Annotated in this window: 10 protein-coding genes; 5 read left to right on the top strand and 5 right to left on the bottom strand. The window is 68.3% G+C overall.

Translation table 11 applies throughout. The annotated features are described in order from the left end of the window. Window positions 1-96 precede the first annotated feature (96 nt). Together ACZ5XZ_RS23095 and ACZ5XZ_RS23090 are read right to left on the bottom strand one after the other, a co-directional pair. A complete protein-coding gene (locus ACZ5XZ_RS23095) occupies window positions 97-285 on the bottom strand; it encodes a hypothetical protein (protein WP_468980943.1) in 189 nt (62 codons plus the stop codon). Between the two features lie 357 nt (window positions 286-642). Next, a complete protein-coding gene (locus ACZ5XZ_RS23090) occupies window positions 643-939 on the bottom strand; it encodes a hypothetical protein (RefSeq protein WP_468979504.1) in 297 nt (98 codons plus the stop codon). 511 nt (window positions 940-1,450) lie between these two features. Between ACZ5XZ_RS23090 and ACZ5XZ_RS23085 the strand changes: the two genes are divergently transcribed. Then, window positions 1,451-3,037: an amino acid adenylation domain-containing protein gene (locus ACZ5XZ_RS23085; RefSeq protein WP_468980940.1), complete on the top strand. Its 1,587-nt coding sequence runs from the start codon at window positions 1,451-1,453 to the stop codon at window positions 3,035-3,037. A gap of 156 nt (window positions 3,038-3,193) precedes the next feature. Here the strand turns inward: ACZ5XZ_RS23085 and ACZ5XZ_RS23080 are convergent, their stop codons facing one another. Next, window positions 3,194-4,645: an MFS transporter gene (locus ACZ5XZ_RS23080; RefSeq protein WP_468980939.1), complete on the bottom strand. Its 1,452-nt coding sequence runs from the start codon at window positions 4,643-4,645 to the stop codon at window positions 3,194-3,196. A gap of 414 nt (window positions 4,646-5,059) precedes the next feature. Here ACZ5XZ_RS23080 and ACZ5XZ_RS23075 point away from each other — a divergent pair, with 414 nt between their 5' ends. Next, window positions 5,060-5,584, top strand: a complete 525-nt coding sequence (locus tag ACZ5XZ_RS23075) for a DUF4232 domain-containing protein (protein ID WP_468980936.1) — start codon at window positions 5,060-5,062, stop codon at window positions 5,582-5,584. Between the two features lie 722 nt (window positions 5,585-6,306). Next, window positions 6,307-6,633, top strand: coding sequence for a hypothetical protein (locus tag ACZ5XZ_RS23070; protein WP_468980934.1), 327 nt, complete (start codon window positions 6,307-6,309; stop codon window positions 6,631-6,633). Here ACZ5XZ_RS23070 and ACZ5XZ_RS23065 read toward each other — a convergent pair. Both ACZ5XZ_RS23065 and ACZ5XZ_RS23060 read right to left on the bottom strand, forming a co-directional pair. Continuing rightward, window positions 6,617-7,597 carry an aromatic ring-hydroxylating oxygenase subunit alpha gene (locus ACZ5XZ_RS23065; RefSeq protein ID WP_468980933.1) on the bottom strand — a complete coding sequence of 327 codons (981 nt, stop codon included), beginning with the start codon at window positions 7,595-7,597 and terminating at the stop codon, window positions 6,617-6,619. The genes ACZ5XZ_RS23070 and ACZ5XZ_RS23065 overlap by 17 nt on opposite strands. Window positions 7,598-7,847: 250 nt before the next feature. Then, window positions 7,848-9,446 (bottom strand): AfsR/SARP family transcriptional regulator, encoded by a 1,599-nt coding sequence (locus ACZ5XZ_RS23060; protein WP_468980930.1) that lies wholly within the window; start codon window positions 9,444-9,446, stop codon window positions 7,848-7,850. Between the two features lie 570 nt (window positions 9,447-10,016). On the opposite strand from ACZ5XZ_RS23060, the gene ACZ5XZ_RS23055 reads away from it, so the two are divergent. Together ACZ5XZ_RS23055 and ACZ5XZ_RS23050 are read left to right on the top strand one after the other, a co-directional pair. Then, on the top strand, window positions 10,017-11,435 hold the full coding sequence (locus tag ACZ5XZ_RS23055) for a cytochrome P450 (RefSeq protein ID WP_468980928.1): 1,419 nt from the start codon (window positions 10,017-10,019) through the stop codon (window positions 11,433-11,435). Between the two features lie 402 nt (window positions 11,436-11,837). Then, window positions 11,838-19,421, top strand: a complete 7,584-nt coding sequence (locus ACZ5XZ_RS23050; RefSeq protein WP_468980926.1) for an SDR family NAD(P)-dependent oxidoreductase — start codon at window positions 11,838-11,840, stop codon at window positions 19,419-19,421. Window positions 19,422-19,510 lie beyond the last annotated feature (89 nt).

Below are 19,510 nucleotides of genomic sequence, written 5' to 3'. Positions count from 1 at the left end.
GAAGGGAACGAAGGGTCCGGTGCGCCTCCACCCTCGACTTCGATCAGGGCTGACGGAAGACGGTGTCGCCCATCCGGCAGGGTAGTGGTGCTCTTCTTAGTGGTGCTCTTCCAGGACGAAGGCGTCCTTGCCGATCATCATGACCTCGCCCGGCCGCATCTGCAGCACACCACTTCCCTCCTGGCGTACGCCGATGCCCTTGGGCATGCCGGCGCTGCTGAAAAGGACCACGAACAATGCCAGCACGAGCGTGGTCGCCGCGATGATGTCCGTCCTGTGTGGCAACGCGTGCCCCCCGATTCCTTGCCTTGATGTCGTGACGACCCTAGTGGACCTTGGCGCCCCGACTGACACGGGGCCGTACCCCGCGGTCAGGCACGGCGCCCTCGGGCCGGCTCTCAGGGTTTAGCCGGCCGGCCCAGGCAGCCAATTCAGCCAATTCCGGTAACGGACTGCGCTGTTCCGTCTTTTGGGCGCGTATCCGGCAGTGGGGCGAGAGGGGGGAGTGAGTGGGGGCAGTGTGTGGTCTGCCGGGTTACGGCAGACTTCGCGTGCCCCCGCTTGTCCGTCGCCTGCTGTTGTTCTTTCTGCCGTTGTCCGCTGGGCTCGGGCTCGGGTCGTCACGAGCTGTGCGGGTTGTCGTTACAGGCAGAGGAGGACGATGAGTCCGCTGCAGTCGTCGCCGCCGTCGTTGCCGCCGTGTCCGCCGCCTTTGTGTCCGCCGCCGTGGTTGCCCTGGCCCCAGGTGTTGCCCCAGCCGTCGTCGTGGTCGCCGGCTGGGCTCGACTTGGAGGCGGTGGCGCCGTGGGGGGCGGGTGTCACGGCTGCGGCGGAGGTGGTGGTGGCCGCTGTGGCGGCGAGAGCGAGGCCCAGGGCGGCGCCGGCCGTGAATATTCGCGCTACGGCTTTCTTCGGGCGATTCGTCTGAGTAGTGTTCATGAATTCACCATGCACGCCCTCGTGGGTACCTTCGCCCCGGGTGCAGCTGATCGAGTGAACCACAGGTAGTCCGGCGAATCGGCCTCGGGCGAACCGGTCATCCGGCGATTCGGCCCTCCAGCGATTCGGGTTTTGAAGGAACCCGGAATTGGCTTTTCGAAGAACCACTCTGTTTGCTTTTTCGCCGCGCGTTTGCCGCTGGCCTTGGTCCGATGGGCGGGAAGGGGCGGCCGGGAGCGCGTGGTCGGCACTCACGCGTGCATCCAGCACTCTCTCTCACTCTTGCTGTCGGCTGAGCGTGGTTGCCGACAGGCGCCGAGGGCCGGTATTCGTCAGGGTGGAGGCATGACTCCCACGCCGCGGCCCTGCTCCGTGATTCCTCAGCTGTCCCCGCTGTCCCCGCTGTCTTCGCCGGTCTTGGTCGGCCCTGCTGTCTCGTGCCTGCTGTCCGCTGCCGCCGGTCCCCGGTGGGGGCGGGCTGTTGCGCGTCGATGGACGTGAGATGGTCACAGTGCCGAACCGACGTCTGGGCGTCGGGCTCCTGCATTACGCCGACAGGTCGCCCGACCACATCGCGTTGTCCCTGGGAAGGCGCGAGTACACCTACGACGAGGTCGTCGACACTGCCCGTCGGTGGGCGGCCGCGATCGTCGAGGCGGCCGGGCCCCGGCCGCGGCGTGTCGGTGTCCTGGCCGCACGCAGCCAGGCTGCGTACGTGGGGGTGGCTGCCGCGCTGTTCGCCGGAGCGGCCTTCGTCCCCTTGAGCGGTCAACTCCCGCTGCGGCGCACCCGCACCATGATCGAACGATCCGCTCTCGATGCGCTGATCGTCGATGCGGCGTCGTTGCCGCAACTGCCCCAGCTGCTCGACGGCCTGCCGCACCGTCCGGTGGTGCTGCTGCCCGACAGCGCACCCACCGGCCTGGGGGACTTCGGCGGCGGCCGGGTCCTGCACGCCGCTGATCTCGCGGCTGCCACCGCGCTGGAGCAACTGCCCGAGCCCGGCCCCGACGAGGCGGCGTATGTGCTGTTCACCTCGGGCAGTACCGGTGAGCCCAAGGCGGTGCCCATCACCCACGCCAACATCCGCTCCTTCCTCACGGCCAACCAGGACCGCTACCGGATCACGTGCCAGGACCGGCTGACGCAGATCGGTGAGCAGACCTTCGACCTGTCGGTCTTCGACCTGTTCATGGCCTGGGAGAACGGGGCGCGGGTCTGCGTCATGGACCCCGAGGAGCTGCTGTGGCCCTTCGCCTACCTGGAACGCCAGCAGATCACCGTGTGGTTCTCGGTGCCCTCGGTGGCCGCGGCGCTGCGCAGGCACGGCGTGCTCACGCCCGGTTCGATGCCCACGTTGCGCTGGAGCCTGTTCTGCGGTGAGGCGTTGCCCCGAGCGACCGCCGAAGCCTGGCAGGCCGCCGCGCCCGCATCGATCGTGGAGAACCTCTACGGCCCGACCGAACTGACCATCGCCTGCACGGCCTACCGCTGGGACCCGCACACCAGCCCCGCGCAGTGCGTGCACGACAACGTCCCCATCGGCCGGCCCTACCCCGGCCTGCGCACGCTGATCGTGGACGAGGAACTGACCCCGGTCGCGGACGGCGCCACCGGCGAACTGTGCGTGGCCGGCCCCCAGACCACCCCCGGCTACTGGCAGGCACCCCAACTGAACGCCGAGCGCTTCTTCGAACGCGACGGCCACAGGTACTACCGCACGGGCGATCTGGTGCGTACCCACCACGGCCAGCTGGTCTGCATCGGCCGCAACGACCACCAGGTCAAGATCGACGGCTACCGGATCGAACTGGGCGAGATCGAGGCGGTGCTGCGTCGGGCGGGAGCGGTGGAGGCGGTGTGCTTGGTGTGGCCGGACGCGACGACGATCACCGCCGTGCTGTCCGGTGCGGCGGACCCGGCCGCCGTGACCGAGGCATCCACCCGCAGCCTGCCGCCCTACATGCTGCCCGCGTCCGTACACACCATCGAGACCATGCCGCTGAACACCAACGGCAAGGTGGACCGCACCGCACTGCGCCGCTGGCTCGACGACCGGGCCAAAGCCCCCGCCCCGGCCCCCTCCCCAGCCACCTGAACCCCGAGGGCCGGGTGTGACGCGTGGGTCTGCGCACGGATGGTGGTGACGAAGATGCAGACGTTGCGGCGGGCCAGGGCCCCCGCTGTCCATGCCCCACCTTCCACTCTCCCCCCGGCGGGAGACTCAAGCTCCCTCCTTTTCGTGCCCGGCCCCTCACCCCGACCCGGGCGCTCCCCTCGCGCCCCGAGCCTGCTTCTCGGACGTCGGCGGCACGCACCGCCATGCCAGACCCGCGGCCGCTGCGTAGGCGAACGCGCCGGCGGCCATACTGACGCGCAGGCCCTGACCGTAATCGTCGGCGGTGGCCAGCAGGGTGCCGCCCAGGGCCACGCCGGTGGAACTGCCGACCTGCCGGGCGGTGTTGAACAGGGCCGAAGCGGTCCCCGAATACGCCGCGGACGCGGCACCCATCACCGTGGAGGTGGAGCCGGTCAACGCGAAGGAGGTACCGAACCCCGCCGCCATCATGGGCGCGATGAGCAGCGGGTAGGCGGGATCGTCCCCGGCCGCGGCCCAGCCGGCCAGCCCGCACGCCGCCAGCAGCATGCCGGCGACCACCAACGGCCGATCCCCGGTACGGCGGGCCAGCCGTCCCGACAGCACGGAGGCGAACATCGTCATCGCCACCGCGGGGAACAGCGCCACCCCGGTCCCCAGCGCGCTGAAGCCACGCTGATGCTGGAAGTACAGGCTGGCGGTGAACACCATGCCGTAGAAACCGAAATTGAACAGCAAACCGATAACGGCGCCGCCGCCCATGGCACGCGAACGCAGCAGGCTCGGCGCGACGGCGGGGGAGCGGGCGAGGTGCTCGCGCACCACGAACCCCGCGGCGGCCAGCACCGACACACCCAGCCCGGCCAGGACCGCCGGATCGGACCAACCACGTCGCCCCGCCTCGTTCAGCGCCGCCGTGAGCAACGCCACCGCCGCCACGACCGCGCACTGCGCCGGCCAGTCCACGGCCCGCGACACCAGCCGGGCCGAGGGCGCCACATGCCGCAGCGTCAGCACCAGGCAGGCGATACCGATCGGCAGATTGATCAGGAACACCCACCGCCACCCCACCGTGGAGACCAGCAGCCCGCCCAGCAACGGCCCGGCCGAAGCCGCGATGCCGGCCATCGCCCCCCACAGCCCGAAGGCCCGCGAACGAGCCGCCCCAGCCGGATACGCCTGCTGGAGCAGCGCCAGCGAACCGGGCACGATCAACGCCGCGCCCAGCCCCTCCACGCCACGGGCAGCGATCAGCAACAGCTCATTCGAGGCCAACGCGCACGCGGCGGAGGACAGGGTGAACACCGCCACCCCGACGCAAAAGACCCTGCGGTTGCCCCACCGGTCGCCCAACGCGCCGCCCATCAGCAGGAACCCGGCGAAGACCAGGGTGTAGCCGTCGGTGATCCACTGGATGCCGGTGACCGAGACCGACATCTCCCGGCCGATGACCGGCGCCGCGACGTTGATGACCGTCACGTCCAGGATCACCATGAAGTACCCGGCACACACGGCCAGCAGCGGAACCAGGGACCGCCCGCCGGATCCCGCCCCCGACCGCCCAGGGGAGGCGGACGGGCCACCACCAGCCGGCTCCGCGAACGCCACGGCCTCAACTCCCTCCCGTGCACCAGCACCCAGCAGCAACGATCACCATAGGGTGCCAAACGGCAGATACGGCGCAAAGGGTCCCGCGCCGCCCCGCAGCGGGCCCGAAGCCTGCATGCACCTGACGCTCGGCCACCCTCCGAAGCAGAGCGCTAGAACGAGATCGTCCAGAACGTGATGATCGACGCGGCGTGCGCCTACATCCATGTGGGCGATTCCAGCGCCCAGTCCATCGCACAGGCCACCACGGAGATCGCAATCCACGTAGATCACAACCCACGTAGATGGGAAGACGCCCCTGGCGCAGCCACCTCAACGCCTGCCTGCTGCCGAACGGGTGCCGCTGTGCAACCAGTTGGGGCCCCCGGCGGTCATCGATGGTGATACACCAAGCCCAGAACAGGGGAACCCGCCATGCGCGCTCGTTCGCTTCTCGTGGCCCCGGCCGCCGCTGCCGTCGCTCTCGCCACCCTCGCTCCCACAGCCGATGCGGCCACCGCAACCGCGACGCCGACACCGACCTGCAAAGAGTCCGCGGTGAGCGTGTCCGCGACCGCGACCCAGCGCCCCGAGGTGCTGCACATCAAGGTCACCAACAAGGCGGCCCGTGCCTGCGTCGTCGACCGGATCCCGACGGTCACCTTCGGGGACCTGGACGGCGCGGCACAGCCGGTACCGCCCACCCACAGCGCCCCCTACCGCCTCGCTGCGGGCGCCACCGCCCACGCCGCGGTGCGCACGGTCGACCCCGCCGGCGGCACGCGACCCCGGATCGTCGACTTCGTGACCGTGGCCGCCGACCCCTCCCACCGCGGCCGCACGATCGACGCGGACGCCCTAGGGCTGCCCCGGGGCGTACGGGTGTGGGAGCCGGTGACCACGTGGTGGCAACCGTCCTGGGCCCAGGCCGACACCGCGCTCAAGGCCGCGACGCACTGAGTGTGTGCGGGCGCCGACCGGTAAGGCCCGTGATCCGGTCCGTGCTCGAGCGGTCCGCCCGCTGCCACACGTGCGCCGGTCCGGACGAGGGACCTTCAACAGCTCCCGAACGCGTTGTCAATGCGCTGCGCGCGCCCAGTCTCCATTGGCCGATTCGACGCCAACCAGAAGATCCCGCCAGTCTTGTTGCGCATAGCCCACGGCTTTTGTGAATCGATCGGCATCGCCGCGGCTGTACAGAACAACGGCCGCGGCGACCCTCTCCTCGACTATGGGACCGCCGTACCCGACAGACTTGACGACTCCCTCAAGCAGCTGCGCAACGGTCGCCCCCTCATCCTGGGGAGTTCCCGTTCGATGCGGCGGATGATTCTCGCCGAAAGTGCCACGACGCTCCCTGTGGAATCGAAGTGGAATCGAAAAGTGCGAGCTCTGCTTCGACTTCGATGGCCAGCGCGGCAAGATCCACCGCGCCAGGCGTCGCGCAGCGGGCTCCGACCACCCGGACGAAAAGCGCAACACCTCGCACACGGCAGCTCACGCCCCGCACGACAGCCACCAGGCCGTACTGACCTGCCCTCGCAGGAGGCCTCCGTACCCGCCTCCCGCCACTTCGCGGAAGATCTCCTCAGCAGCTGGGGCGTCGGCGAGGGGGGCGCGACTCCGCCGCCCTGATCGTCGACGAGCTGGCCTCCAACGCCATCCAGTACGGTCACGCCCTGATGCCCCTGCTCCTCGCCCTGGACGCCGGCGGGCTGCTGATCACCCTGACCGACTCCGGCGCCGTGGTCCAGCACACCAACCAGGTCACCCGAGCCGCAGGCGTAATCGCCGACACCGTAATCGACCTCGTCGGAGCCATCGGACGAGCAGTCCTGGACCAGCCCATGCCCGCCCGCCGCCTGTGCGTCAGCCTCCGCGCCGTCAAACGCCCCCTGTCCCGCTACGCGTACAAGAGCCTGCGCGTCGGCCGACGCGGCTACAAAGCCACCATCGAGGATGTGGTGGCAGGCGGTACCAAGTCAGCGGCGGTCATGACGTCCCGGTAGGCCTCGTGTCCGGGGGGTAGAACTGACGCACCCAACGGCGGTATTGGCCGATGGCGCTCTCCTCAGGGGCGAGCCGGGGGTTTGGCTCGTAGCGCTTCCAGTTCCAGATCCTGGCATCCTGGCGCATCTGGTGGGCGATGGTCTGCACGAGCGCTTGCCCCGCCACCGCGGACAAGGACATGGAGGCGGCCTTCCGGAGCCGGGAGGGATTCGCGCGCGAAGCGGCCTCTGTCACGACGGCTACACGCAAGTGCGTCTGCCATGGTCCGACCGGGGTCGCCATAAGCACTACCCCCAACGTCATTCCGACCTGGCGCAGCGTCACCTCCCCCGACGCCAGGCCAGGGCCGGACAGGACCACGCCCTGCTCCACCGTGATGGTCGCCAAGCGGACGGACAGCTTGATGGCCGCGCTGAAGGAGATGCGCAGCAACGGCCCTTCCTCTATCGGTGGGGTTACCTCACGAAGGGCAACGTTGTGCACGATCGGCTGATGCTGGTAGTCGACGAAGCTCTCCATGACCTCCTGTGGGTGCGAGGTCAGGAGCGTGCTCCAGGAAGCGGCGGGCGCGAACCTGTCATCAGGTATCTCTGAAGGCTCCCAGGCAGGCGGTGCGCCATCATGGCCGTGCCACACATAGATGATCTTGCCCCGCTCGCGCACGGTGAACTGCGCCAGCGTCGTCCGGGGCGGGGCTCCGCCTGGGACCTTGGCGCAGGATCCCTCGACGTCGAAGGCGAAGCGGTGGAACGGGCAGACCAGATGCTCGCCATCAACTACCCCTCCGGCGCCGAGGTGGGCGCCCAGGTGGGGGCAGTGGGCATTTACGACCCGCAGGACGCCGCCCCTGGTGCGGTAGAGGACAACATCGCGGCCCATGAAGCGCCGGTTCACCACCGCGCCGGCCGGCACCTCACGGGACAGCGCCAGGCAGAACCATCCCGACGGGTACGGCAGCGGCACCCGGTCTCCCTCTCCCATGGCAAGGTCAGTCCGCAACGGAACGGCTCCCGGCCGCACTCGATGTCGGAGCCTAGCCAGCGATTGCCTGTTCAAGGTCTTCCTCCTCGTCCCTTTGCTCACGGCCGCCACCTGAGCGGCCCCTGCGTCAGTAGCGACTGGACCGCTCCTGACGGCGATCACCGCGCCGACCTGTCCCTGCAGTGTCAGTAGTCGCATGTCCAGCGGGGTGCGCCCGGCGCAGGAGCGGTACTCACCAGGTCGTCGAAGTGGTACCGCTTGGGGGCGTACTCCCGGATGCGGTGCGCGCAGGCGAGCCCGGTGAGGGCTTGTATCGCCGCCAGGGTCGGCACGTTGGCCAGTTGGCCCGCGTCGGCGGCGGTGATGTCGCGTATCCGGTGCGCGCCGAGAACGCGGAACATGCGCGCCTCGGCGCTCGCAAGACGCTCGTAGGACCACGAGAAGGCCGCCCGGATGTCGCCCGAGGCCCGGCCGCCGCACAGCACGTTGAGCCGATTCTGCTCCTCTGCAGTTCCTCGGCCAGGTGACGCAGCGGGACCATGGGTCTTGCGACCGCTCGCGTGGCCGCTGTCACCAGCGCCAGTGGCAGCCGTGCGCACGCCTCGGTCACCTCTGAGAGGGCGGCACTGTCGATGTCGCCGGCGGTCAGCCGGCTCGCGAGCAGGGCCTTCGCCTCGGCCCGGGAGGGCACGGCCAGGGTGGTCAGGTGGGCGCCGTGCGAGGTCACCAGGCCGGTGAGCTTGCGGCGGCTGGTGATGATGACCATGCATTGCGGGGTAGCCGGGATCAGGGGCTGCACCTGTGCGCTGTCATGTGCGTGGTCCATCAGGATGAGTATTCGCCGCTGCGCGAGGGCGGTCCGGTACAAGTTGGCATCTGCTGCCAGGGTCATCGTGTCCGGCTCCGGCAACGAGATCAGCGGGGCGCGGGCGGACCGGATCGCGTGCTGAATGCTCACCGAGTCGGTCGCTGGGCTGAAGGCACCCAGGTCTATGTGCAGTTGTCCATCGGAGAAGCGGTCAGCGATCTTATGGGCGAAGTGGAGGGCGAAGGCCGTCTTGCCGATTCCCGGGGGGCCGCACACCACGGAAACCACCGGGGACAAGCCGACCGGCGACATCTCGTTCGCCACGTCGGTGAGCACCCTGAGCTCGGCCTCGCGCCCGATGAAGTGCCGGGGCTCAGCGGGGAGTTGGTGGGGAACGCCGACCGGCGGCCGCGGGACGTCGTGCCACTGCGGGCGCGGCTCGCGCGCGGCGTCGGCGTGGACCCGCTGGGGCGGGACAGACAGTGCCGGGGACGGCATCGGGCCGCCCGCCAGGATGCGCTGCTGGAGGTGCTGCAGTGGGCCGCCGGGATCGATGCCGTAATCCTCGGCAAGAAGCCGGCGCGCCCGGGTGAACGTGTCCAGCGCCTCCGCCCGCCTGCCGCACCGGTACAAGGCGAGTATGAGCTGCTCCCATCGTCGCTCCCGCAGGGGCTGCGCGGTGGTGAGTGATATCAGGAACGGCAGCAGTTCATGGTGCTGGCCAAGGGCCGGCCGCGCGTCTACCAGCGACTCCTGGACCGCGTGGCGGTGCTCAAGCAGTTCCGAGATGACCGGCTGCATGATCGGCGTGGCCGGGATGTCGGCCAGCGGCGGGTCGCCCCAGGTGTCCAGGGCGCGTGGGAAGAACCGGGCGGCGCCGTCGGCGTCGCCCAACAGCTGGGCCGCCCGCGCCTGCCGGGCCAGGCTCTTGCGCAGGCCGTAGAGGTTGCTCCGCAGCGCGCCACCTGGATCGCTGGGCAGGTCAGCGCCCCACCACGCGTCAGCAAGATATTTTTTACTCACGCGGCGCTCGCTGTTAAGTAAGAGGATGCACAAGGTGCTCCGCTGGCGGGGTCTCATAATTGCCAAGGGATCGCCGTTCGCGAAACGCACCGTAACTGACCCAAGGAGTGCGAACTGCACTTCCGCCCCCGTCTGAGTATCAGTTCTCGCCAACATGAAGCCATGAAGCGTCTCGCTTCCCGGACGCACTGTACTATTCGATCATTATTTTGGCGGTTGCCGTCAAGACCCCACGGCGGTTCTGTTCGGAGTGGCCAGTACCACGTTTTGGGATCCGTATGTGATCTTTGTCAGCAAGTTGTCACCAGGAGAGTCCCGTGCCGGCACTCGCCTACGCTCCCGGAGTGAGCCCCGGGCTGGATGATTGACCGAGCTCATCCGATAAAAGCGGGGGCTACCAGCGAGTTCACGCTGCAATCACGCTTGGATCACACCCCTTTCGCGAGCATGCCGATAATCTGGCTGCCGCGAAAGGCGCTCATTTGTGTCACATCAATAAAACACTCAATCATTCGTTATCGGCCCTTTTTCAAATGGGCTTGAGTTATTTGACGCACCTGAGAGGATCGCATGCGCAACGTGCTTGCACGCAAGAGGACCACCGCAGATCCCAGCGAGACCGTTCCTGTAGCGCCTGGAGGCCTCCCGGTCGTGGGGCATGCGGTGAAGGCACTCCGTGATCCAAGGGGATTCCTGCGTTCGCTGCCCGCCGACGGCGACATGATGCGCGTCAACGTCGGCCCGCTTAAAGCGGTGATGGTCTGTGACCCGGAGCTGATCTCCCAGATACTTCTCAACGATCGCACCTACGACAAGGGCGGTCTGCTGTTCGACAAGGCCAGGGAGGTATTCGGCGACGGTCTGGTGACCTGCCCGCATGCCATGCACCGACGGGAGCGCCGGCTGGTTCAGCCTGCGTTCCACCGCAGCCGACTTCCCGGCTACGCCCAGGCCATGACCGAGGGGACAACTCTGCGGACCAGCCCGTGGCGTGATGGTCAGGTCCTGGACATGCCGGCGGAAATGCTCAGCCTGACGATGCATAACATGTTGCAGACGATGCTCGGCGGGATGGTGTCCCCAGAGGACCTGCGTCAGACGGTCAGCGACGCCATCGAGGTGCTCCACGCGACGTACCGGCAGACATTCAGCCCGGCGGTGCTGAACCGGATTCCGACCCCCGGCAACCGGCGCTATCAGCGGGCTGTGTCCGGACTCCACAACACCGTGACCGACATTATCGCCAAGGCCCAGGTGGACCCGGAGGACCATGGGGATCTGCTCTCGGCGCTCCTGACAGCGCGCGATCCAGGCAACCCCGATGACCCGGCCGACGGCAGCCAGAGCGAGCGTCTGAGCAGCGCCGAACTCCGCAACGAGGTCCTGACCTTCCTGGTGGCAGGTTCGGAGACAACGGCGATTGCCTTGTCGTGGGCGCTGTACCTTATCGCCTGCAATCCGGATATCGAGGAGCGGCTGTTGGCCGAGACCGATCGCGTCCTGGACGGCAGGCCGGTCTCCCTCGACCACCTGCCCGACCTGAACATCGCTCACCAGATCATCACCGAGACGCTGCGGCTCTACCCGCCGGCTGGGATGCTATGGACCAGGCTCGTCACAGCAAACACCCGCCTGGGCGGCTATGACATCCCGGCCGGGACGACCATCGCGTACAGCTCTTACGCTGTGCACCGCCAAGCGCGCTTCTATGCGGACCCTGACGTCTTCAATCCCGACCGCTGGGACGCCGAAATGCTGCATTCGGCGCCGCGCAATAAGGCCTATCTCCCCTTCGGTGGCGGTGCACGCAAATGCATCGGCGACCAGTTCGCCATCACTGAGGCTGTGCTGGCGCTTACGGAAATCGCCTCTCGCTGGCGCGTGGAAACCATTCCCGGACAGAAGCCTCCGGCCATCACTCCCTCAATGGGGCCACGTCATCTCAAGATGCGGCTGAGTGCCAGGACTGCATCGGGGCGCACATCATAGCGCGAGTGCACGGATCCCTTTGAGATAGGGCGGCAGGTTCTGCCGCCCAGGGAGATCAGCAAGCCGATCTCGCAGGTCGCCCGTGCCCTGGAGTGAGGAAGCCTCCAGGGTTTCCGGGGAATACCGACCCGATTCCGGCAACGCGACGGCGTTCCTTTTACGTGACGCGCCAGAAGGCCCGCGAGGACATTGTGCGGCGGATCGGGCTCCGCTAAATTCGGATCGTCTTCACTCTTTATCGGTTACTGGTCCCCCCACGGGGACCAGTACGAGTATCTGAGAATTACAGGCAGCCGCGTAAACAACTACGGGCTCCCCTGTCCGGAAACGCGAGCGGTCACGCATATGAAAAGCGCGTGCGGTCACGCGTGTGGAAAAAATACGTGAAAGGCAGGCGTAGTGATGGCGAGTCAGGAGCGAGACGGCATGAATGGTGCGAGGACTGCCGAGGGGCCGGGGGAGCCTGTTGCGGTGATCGGGGTGGGGCTCCGTCTCCCCGGGGGCATCACCACGTTGGGCGGGTTGTGGGAGGCCTTGGCCACTGGCCAGGATCTTGTGACGTCGGTACCCGGCGACCGGTTCAGAACCGATGATTTTGTTGTAAGTGATGGTGGGGTGCGACCGGGGAAGGCGTATACCGGGGCGGCCGGGATTTTCGGGGACGTGTGGGGGTTCGACCCGGAGTACTTTGGTATTTCGCCAAAGGAGGCAGGCCAGATCGATCCGCAGCAACGGCTGCTGCTGGAGTGCGCGGTGGAGGCCTTCGACGACGGGGGCATGGATCCGCGGCTGCTGGCGGGTTCGGACGTGGCGGTGGTGATGGGGCTGACCGTTCAGGACTACTGGGGTCTGCTGCTGCGACGTCCCGGGGTGATGAATTCGTTCGCCCCCACCGGTACGGGGGCGTTCAGTGCGGCGAACCGCCTGTCGTACCTCTTTGATTTCCATGGGCCGTCCCACACGGTGGACACAGCGTGTTCGTCGTCCTTGACGGCACTGCATCTGGCGGCTGAGACGGTCCGTTCGGGCCGTTGCGAGGCTGCATTGGCCGGCGGGGTGAATCTGGTGCTCGGCCCGGGCGGGCACGTCATCTCCAGCCAGGCGTCGATGCTCTCCCCGACCGGGCGTTGTCACTCGTTCTCGCAGGACGGCGATGGCTTCGTCCGGTCGGAGGGCGCGGGGGTGGTGCTCTTGAAGACACTGAGCCGTGCTCTGGCCGATGGTGACCGGGTACACGCGGTGATCAGGTCTTCGGTGGTCAATTCCGACGGGCGGACTTTGGGGATGTCCATGCCGGGTGCGGATGCGCAGGCGGCGATGTTGGAGCGTGCGTACGCCGAGGCCGGTGTGCGCGCTGACCAGGTGTCATACGTGGAGGCTCACGGGACGGGGACGGCGGCGGGCGACCCGACCGAGTGCGAGGCTTTGGGCCGGGTCCTGGGGCGGCGGCGCGGCGGGAAGCCGTTGCCGATCGGGTCAGTGAAGTCGAATCTGGGTCACCTTGAAGCGGCGGCCGGCATGGCGGGCCTGTTCAAGGCCATGCTGGTCCTGCGCGAGCAGCGGGTGCCCGCCACCTTGCACGCGGAACCGTTGAACCGGGCGATCGATTTCGGCGGGCTGGGGCTGGACCCGGTGACGGCGATGAAGCCGCTGGACGGTGGGGCCGGCGCGCGGCGTATCGCCGGGGTCAATTCGTTCGGTATCGGCGGCTCGAACGCGCACGTGGTGCTGGAGTTGCCGGATGCGCCGCCCGCCCCGGGCGTCACCGGGGAGGGGGCTGCGGGGACTGAGGACAGGCAGCCGGGTGTGGCCGTGCCGGTGGTGGTCACCGGCCGGACCGAGGCGGCGTTGCGGGAGGCGGCGCTGACGATGGCCTCCCACCTGGAAGGCATTGACGAATCCGCCCTGGTGGATGTCGGGTTCACCACGACGCGGCGTCGCGAGCGCCGTGAGTTGAGCACGGCCGTGCTGGCCTCCAGCGGCGCAGCGGCCGCGCAAGCACTGCGGGAGACGGCGGAAAAGGGCGCGTCGGATGAGGCGGCAACGGCCGTCAGCATGGCCCGGGGCCGTGTCGGGTTCGTTTTCAGCGGGAACGGCACCCAGTGGCCGAAGATGGGCGCGGAGTTGCTGGGGCAGGACGCTGCCTTCACCGCCGAGGTTCGGGCTGTCAGCCGCGAACTGGAACCGCTGCTGGGCTGGTCGGTCGAGGCGGAAATGGCGGAGCCGGACACCGGGCGGTGGGCGCTGACAGAGGTGGCGCAGCCGATGCTGTTCGCCCTGCAGGCCGGATTGGTCATGTCGCTGCGCGAGCGGGGGGTGCGACCGCACGGGGTCGTCGGTCATAGCGTCGGTGAGGTCGCGGCCGCCTACTGCGCCGGAATTCTGGATCGTCCCCAGGCATGTCGCGTGATCGCGCACCGTAGCCTCGCGCAGGCGCCCACCTTCGGGACCGGGCGGATGGCGGCGTTGGCGCTGTCGCCTGCGCAGGCTCAGCAGTTGCTCGATGAGATGGGGGCGAGCGACCGTGTGGTGATCGCGGCTGTGAACTCGGGCAATGACGTCACCCTGGCCGGGGACAGCCAGACATTGGAGGCTGTCGAGGATCGCTGTGTTCGCGACAGTGTGTCCTTTCGGTTCCTGCGCTTGGACTACCCCTTCCACAGCCCGGCCATGGATGTTGTCCGCGGCCCGCTGCTGGACGGCCTCGGAGAGCTTGAGGTGGGTCAGGGCGGGATCCCGCTGATCTCCACCGTCACCGGCCGCGCGCTCGCAGATCACGAGATGGACGCCGACTACTGGTGGCGCAACGTGCGGGAACCGGTCCAGTTCGCCGCGGGGGTCGCGGCGCTCATCGGTGAGGAGCATGGCTGTGACGTCCTGGTCGAAGTCGGCCCTCACCCGGCGCTCAGCGGCTACCTGCGCCGCATCGCCGTCGATGAGGGAGCGTCGGTGGAGGTGGCGTCGACGCTGACCCGGATCAGCGCCGGCCCACAGGCGCTGAGCGGCACCGTGCTGCACGCGGTCGCGGCTGGGGCGCAGCTGGACTGGGATCGGTTCTTCCCCCAGGGCGGTCGCGTCGTGGATGTCCCGGCCTACTCGTGGCAACGCCAGCGCTACCAGTTGGGAGACCCCTCGTGGTGGAGCGACCACGAGATAGCGCCGGCGCCGCAGCCGGTTCCGTCCAATCCGCTGCTGGGCCGGCGCCTGCTTGCGGGCGACCCGACGTGGGGGCGGGAGCAGAGCGCAGCCTGGATCGCTGATCACAAGATCGGTGACGCTGTCGTCATGCCGGGCACGGGCTTTCTCGACATGGCGCTGTCGGCGGCCCGCGAGGTGTCCGGCGGACCCGTGGAATTGCTCGACGTGTCCCTGGCCAGGTCGCTGGTCCTGCCCAGCGATCCCGGATCGGCTCCGGTACGCACCACCACCACCGTCCGTCCCGATGGGACCTTCGTCGTCGCCGGGCACACCGGTGCGGATATCGAGGCCGTCCAGCACGTGAACGGTCGGTGGCGCGGCTTGGCCGATGTCAGGCCTGCCCCGGTCGACGTGGCTGCTCTCGCCGGCCGCATCAGCGAACCCGTGGACGCGTCCGACCACTACCGGGCCTGCGCCGCGGTATCGCTCAACTACGGACCGGCATTCCGTACGCTGGCAACGCTGGCTGTCAAGGACAGCGAAGGGCTGGCGAGGCTTCATACAGATCAGTTCGCCGACGCTGAGCATCAGGCCCGTGTCGTGCTCCTCGACGGCTGCCTCCAAGCGATGCTGCCGCTGTCCGCCTGCGTCGTCTCCGGCTCCGCGGAATCTTATGTTCCGCACCTCCCGGTGTCGGTGGGAAGCGTCCGCGTCTGGGGTCCCCTGCCCGCCACCGTCATGGCGTACATGCGGCTGACGTCCGTCACCGAGACCGGCCTCATGGCTGACATCACCGTCTGTGACACCGACGGAACCGTCCTGCTCGACCTGGGGGACGTATACGCGCGGCGCATCGAGAACAGCGGTTCTCCTGCGCCCGAGCTCTACACCGAGGTGCTCAGGGCACGCCCGCGGATGACCGCGCTGCCCGGCACCGCCTCTCCGCTCCCTGCGCCTTCACGCGTCATCGATGAGTGCGGCCCGGTCGTCACCCGGCTCGATGACGCGTTCCGGGACCGTGGCTATGACGGCCACATGGAAAGGGCTCGGCAGCTGAGCGCGCACTACATGGCGGCTGCGGTGAGCAGCATCCTGCAGTCCGCGGTGGCACGAGGTGCGATCAAGGTCGACGGACCGGTCGGTGGGCAGGTCTTCAGCCTCGACGACCTGCGGAGCGCCGGCGTCAGGGAGAGCCTGTGCCCGTTGGTGGAGATGATGTTGGCGATCGCGGTCCGGCACGGACTGCTGACCGCTCGTGCCGACGGGGGCTGGTGCCAGAGCGGAACACCGGTGCCTGAGGAGCTTTTGCAGGCCAGGCTCAACGAATTCCCAGAGCTCATCGTGATGTGGCAGGCCGCTGCGTGGGTCGGGCGCAGCCTGTCCGGCGTCCTCACTGGTGAGGTGGAGGGGCTGGAGGTGCTGTTCGGCGCATCCGGTCCCATCGCGGCGCAGGTGTACAACCACGATCCGGGGCTCACGTACCTGTCCGACACGGCTGTGACATACCTCCGCGCCGCCCTGGCCGACTGGCCGGCCGACCGGCCCTTGCGGATTCTGGAGATCGGCGCCGGCACCGGGGGCTTCACCGCTCGCATCCTGCCCCACCTGCCGCCCGAGCGTACGCACTACGTGTACACCGACGTCTCCTCGGCGTTCTTCCCCAAGGCCGAGGCCCGGTTCGCCGCCTTCAACTTCCTCGAATACCAGGCCCTCGACCTGAGCGTTGATCCCACCGAGCAAGGGTTCGTAGCGGGATCCTTCGATCTCGTCGTCGCGAGCAATGCCCTGCACACAACGACCGACATCACTCAGGGGCTGCGCAACGCCGCCACGCTCCTGGACGACAACGGTCAGCTCGTCGCCCTTGAACTGCACACCAACTCCTACGTCGCGACATTGTTCGGCATCCTGGACTCCTTCTGGGATTCCACCGACACCGATCTGCGGCCGACCGGCGCGGCACTCACCCGCGACCAGTGGACGTCAGTGCTGGAGCAAGCGGGGTTCTCCACCAGCGCATTCCTGAGCGCACAGCCGGAACACGAGGGCATTCCCGCATCGGTCATCGCCGCGGTCCGTGCCACGGGCGCAAAACCTGACAGCACGCCGCGGGACGAGGACGCAGACGGCGCAAACCCCCCGTGCCTGCTGATCGCTGAGAGCGGGGACGGCTCCGCCGACGGCCTGGGCGACTTCGTGGCAGCCGCCCTGACCGCCACGGGAGCACGCGAGGTGGTGCTCTCGGATCTCCAGCCGCAGACGGACTGGGCGGCTCTGCTGCCGGCCGCGGGGCCGGTCGATATCGTCTTGATCGCCGACGACACCGAGCAGACGTCAGTCGAGCAGACGACCGCGCGTGCTGCCCATGCCTGCGCGCAGCTGAGTGCCCTGGCAACCGCCTGTGCGCAGGCCGGCGGAGATCTTCAGCCCACCCTGTGGCTGGTCGCGGGCACGACTGCCGACAGCCTGGACGCCCCGATGACACATACGGGCGCGGCCCTTTGGGGTGCTACCCGCACTCTGGCCAACGAACAGGCGCTGCTGACCGTCCGCCGGATCCGTGTCGTCAGCGGGACCGCGGAGTCGGCCCAGCAGGCGGCCGGCCACGTCGCGTACGAGATCACCCACCCCGATGCCGAAGACGAATGCGTGATCACTCCTCGTGGGCGCTTCGCCGTGCGGGTGCAGGCGCTGCCGGAAACCCGGCAGACACGCGCCCACGGCGCCACTGAGCAGTTTGCGCTGGCCGTCTACGGCGAAGCAGGCACCCCCCACAGGCTTGTCTGGCAGGACAGCAGCGTCCCCGCCCCAGGGCCGGGTGAGATCACCGTCCGCGTGCAGGCTGCGGCCCTCAACGGCCGTGACGCTCTCTTCGCCACAGGGCGCCTGCTCCCGCCCCGTGGCGCACGTCCGGGCGACGTCCACCTCGGCTGCGAAGGCGCGGGGATCGTGACCGCCGTCGGAGACGACGTCACCGACCTCCTCCCAGGAGACCGGGTTGCCGGTATCACGCACGGCGGCTGGCTGGCCTCGCACATCAACCTGCGCGCCGACCGGGTGGTAAAGCTCCCCGAGCAGGTCACCTTCGCCGCAGCGGCAACCCTTCTCATAGCTCAGCTGACCACGCACCATGTCCTGGGACACCTGGCCGGTCTGGGTCCTGACGCCAGCGTTCTCATCCTGGGTGGATCTGACGGGACTGGGCTGGCGGCTGTAGATTTCGCCCAGCGCGCCGGGAGCCGCGTCATCGTCGGCGCCCCCACGCCGGCTCTGCGCGCCTTGCTGGATCTTCCGGGGGTCGACCATGTGGTGGACTCGGGTGCTCCCGGCTTCGCCGAGGAGGTCCGGCACGTTGCCCAAGGCGGCGTCGACGTCGTCCTCAATCTCAGCTCCATCACTGCGGACCTGCGCCAGCGTGCGCTGGACCTCCTGGCGCCCGGGGGACACTTCTTCGACGTCGAACCGCTTGCCGCGCCATCATCGACGCCGCTGCACATGCCGCCCCTGGACCGCGACGCCACCGTTCACGCCATCGATGTCGTCGGCTGGTTCGAGGAACCCTCACTCACGGTAGACCGCTGCCTGCAGGACCTGCAGAAGGTAATCGACAGCGGCGAATACCGCCCAGTGCCCCACATGGTCTACCCGGCCGACAAGATCTACGAAGCCATGGACGGCGTCCTGGCTGGTCAGCTGGCCGGGAAGACGGTCATCGTCCTCGACGACGGGGTCTTGCTCGATCGCGCCCCCGAGGCGCCGGTGCTGGATGCCACGGCAACCTATCTGGTCGTCGGCGGCCTTGACGGCTTCGGAGCCGAGACCGCCCGGCACCTGGTCCGCCGGGGGGCGCGTCACCTCACGCTCGTCAGCCGACGTGGCACCGCACGCAACGAAAACGCCGCCGCCCTGGTCAGCAGCTTGAACGACCAGGGAGTCCAGGTGGACGCGCGCGCTGTCGACATCTCCGACCCGAAAACCGTCGACCAACTCTTCCGTGACCTTGACGCAAGCGGACGCCGGCTCGCCGGGGTGATCCACGCTGCCATGGTCCTCGACGACGACGAGGTCACCGACCTGTCCGTCGAGCGTTACCTGACCGTCCTGAACCCCAAACTCACCGGAGCGCTTCTCCTCGACTCCCACACCCGCCAACGCAACGTCGATTTCTTCGCCATGTACTCATCGTTCGCTGCGTTGCTGGGCAACAGGAGGCAAGCCTCGTATGCCGCCGCCAGCCTCACCCTGGAGAACATCGCGCACCAGCGCAGGCGCGACGGCCTGCCCGCCTCCGTCCTGCAGTTGGGCGCCATCTCCGACGCCGGATACGTGCTCCGCACCGGAATCACCTCGGTGATGAGCGATTACGGCATTCTTCCGATGACCTCGTCCCAAGCACTGGACCGCTTGGACATGCTGCTTCTCCACCCGGACACCACGGTCACCGCGGTCGTCGCCGAATCCCGGGGCCGTGAGCAAGCGCTCATGGCCTTCCTCCCCACGGTTACCGCGCCCCGTACGGCCACGCTGGTCCACACGCCGGATGCCGGCGCCGACGACAGCCTCCTGCCGCGCCTGCGGGCCGCTGCCACCGCAGAGGAAGCCCGCCCGATACTGCTTGAGGCCCTCACTTCCTGGCTGGCCTCGGGTCTGCACACCACACCCGATCGCGTCGACGTCAGCCGCCGCATCGATCAACTCGGCGCCGACTCCCTCACCGCCACCGAACTCATCGGTCACATTCGCCGCCACACCGGTTGCGCGATCCCCGCGCCCGAAGTCATGACCGCATCTCTCACCAGCATCGCCGCCACCGTCCTCCACCACCTACGGCCCGAGAGCCAGTCCTGACAAACCCCGCGTCAGGGTGCGTTAGAAATGGCCGCAACCCAGCACGTCATCAACGTCAATAGCTAAACCAGCTCTCCAGAAAACGGATT

It is taken from the genome of Streptomyces sp. NPDC033270, assembly GCF_055576575.1.
Note: the sequence above shows the minus strand (reverse complement) of the source record. Positions and strands in the feature narration are given on the sequence as shown.

Bases quoted from the DNA above. Each gene is read 5' to 3' on its own strand.
- ACZ5XZ_RS23070 (WP_468980934.1), top strand. From the start codon at position 6,307: ATGCCCCTGCTCCTCGCCCTGGACGCCGGCGGGCTGCTGATCACCCTG.
- ACZ5XZ_RS23055 (WP_468980928.1), top strand. From the start codon at position 10,017: ATGCGCAACGTGCTTGCACGCAAGAGGACCACCGCAGATCCCAGCGAG.
- ACZ5XZ_RS23075 (WP_468980936.1), top strand. From the start codon at position 5,060: ATGCGCGCTCGTTCGCTTCTCGTGGCCCCGGCCGCCGCTGCCGTCGCT.
- ACZ5XZ_RS23090 (WP_468979504.1), bottom strand. From the start codon at position 939: ATGAACACTACTCAGACGAATCGCCCGAAGAAAGCCGTAGCGCGAATA.
- ACZ5XZ_RS23050 (WP_468980926.1), top strand. From the start codon at position 11,838: ATGGCGAGTCAGGAGCGAGACGGCATGAATGGTGCGAGGACTGCCGAG.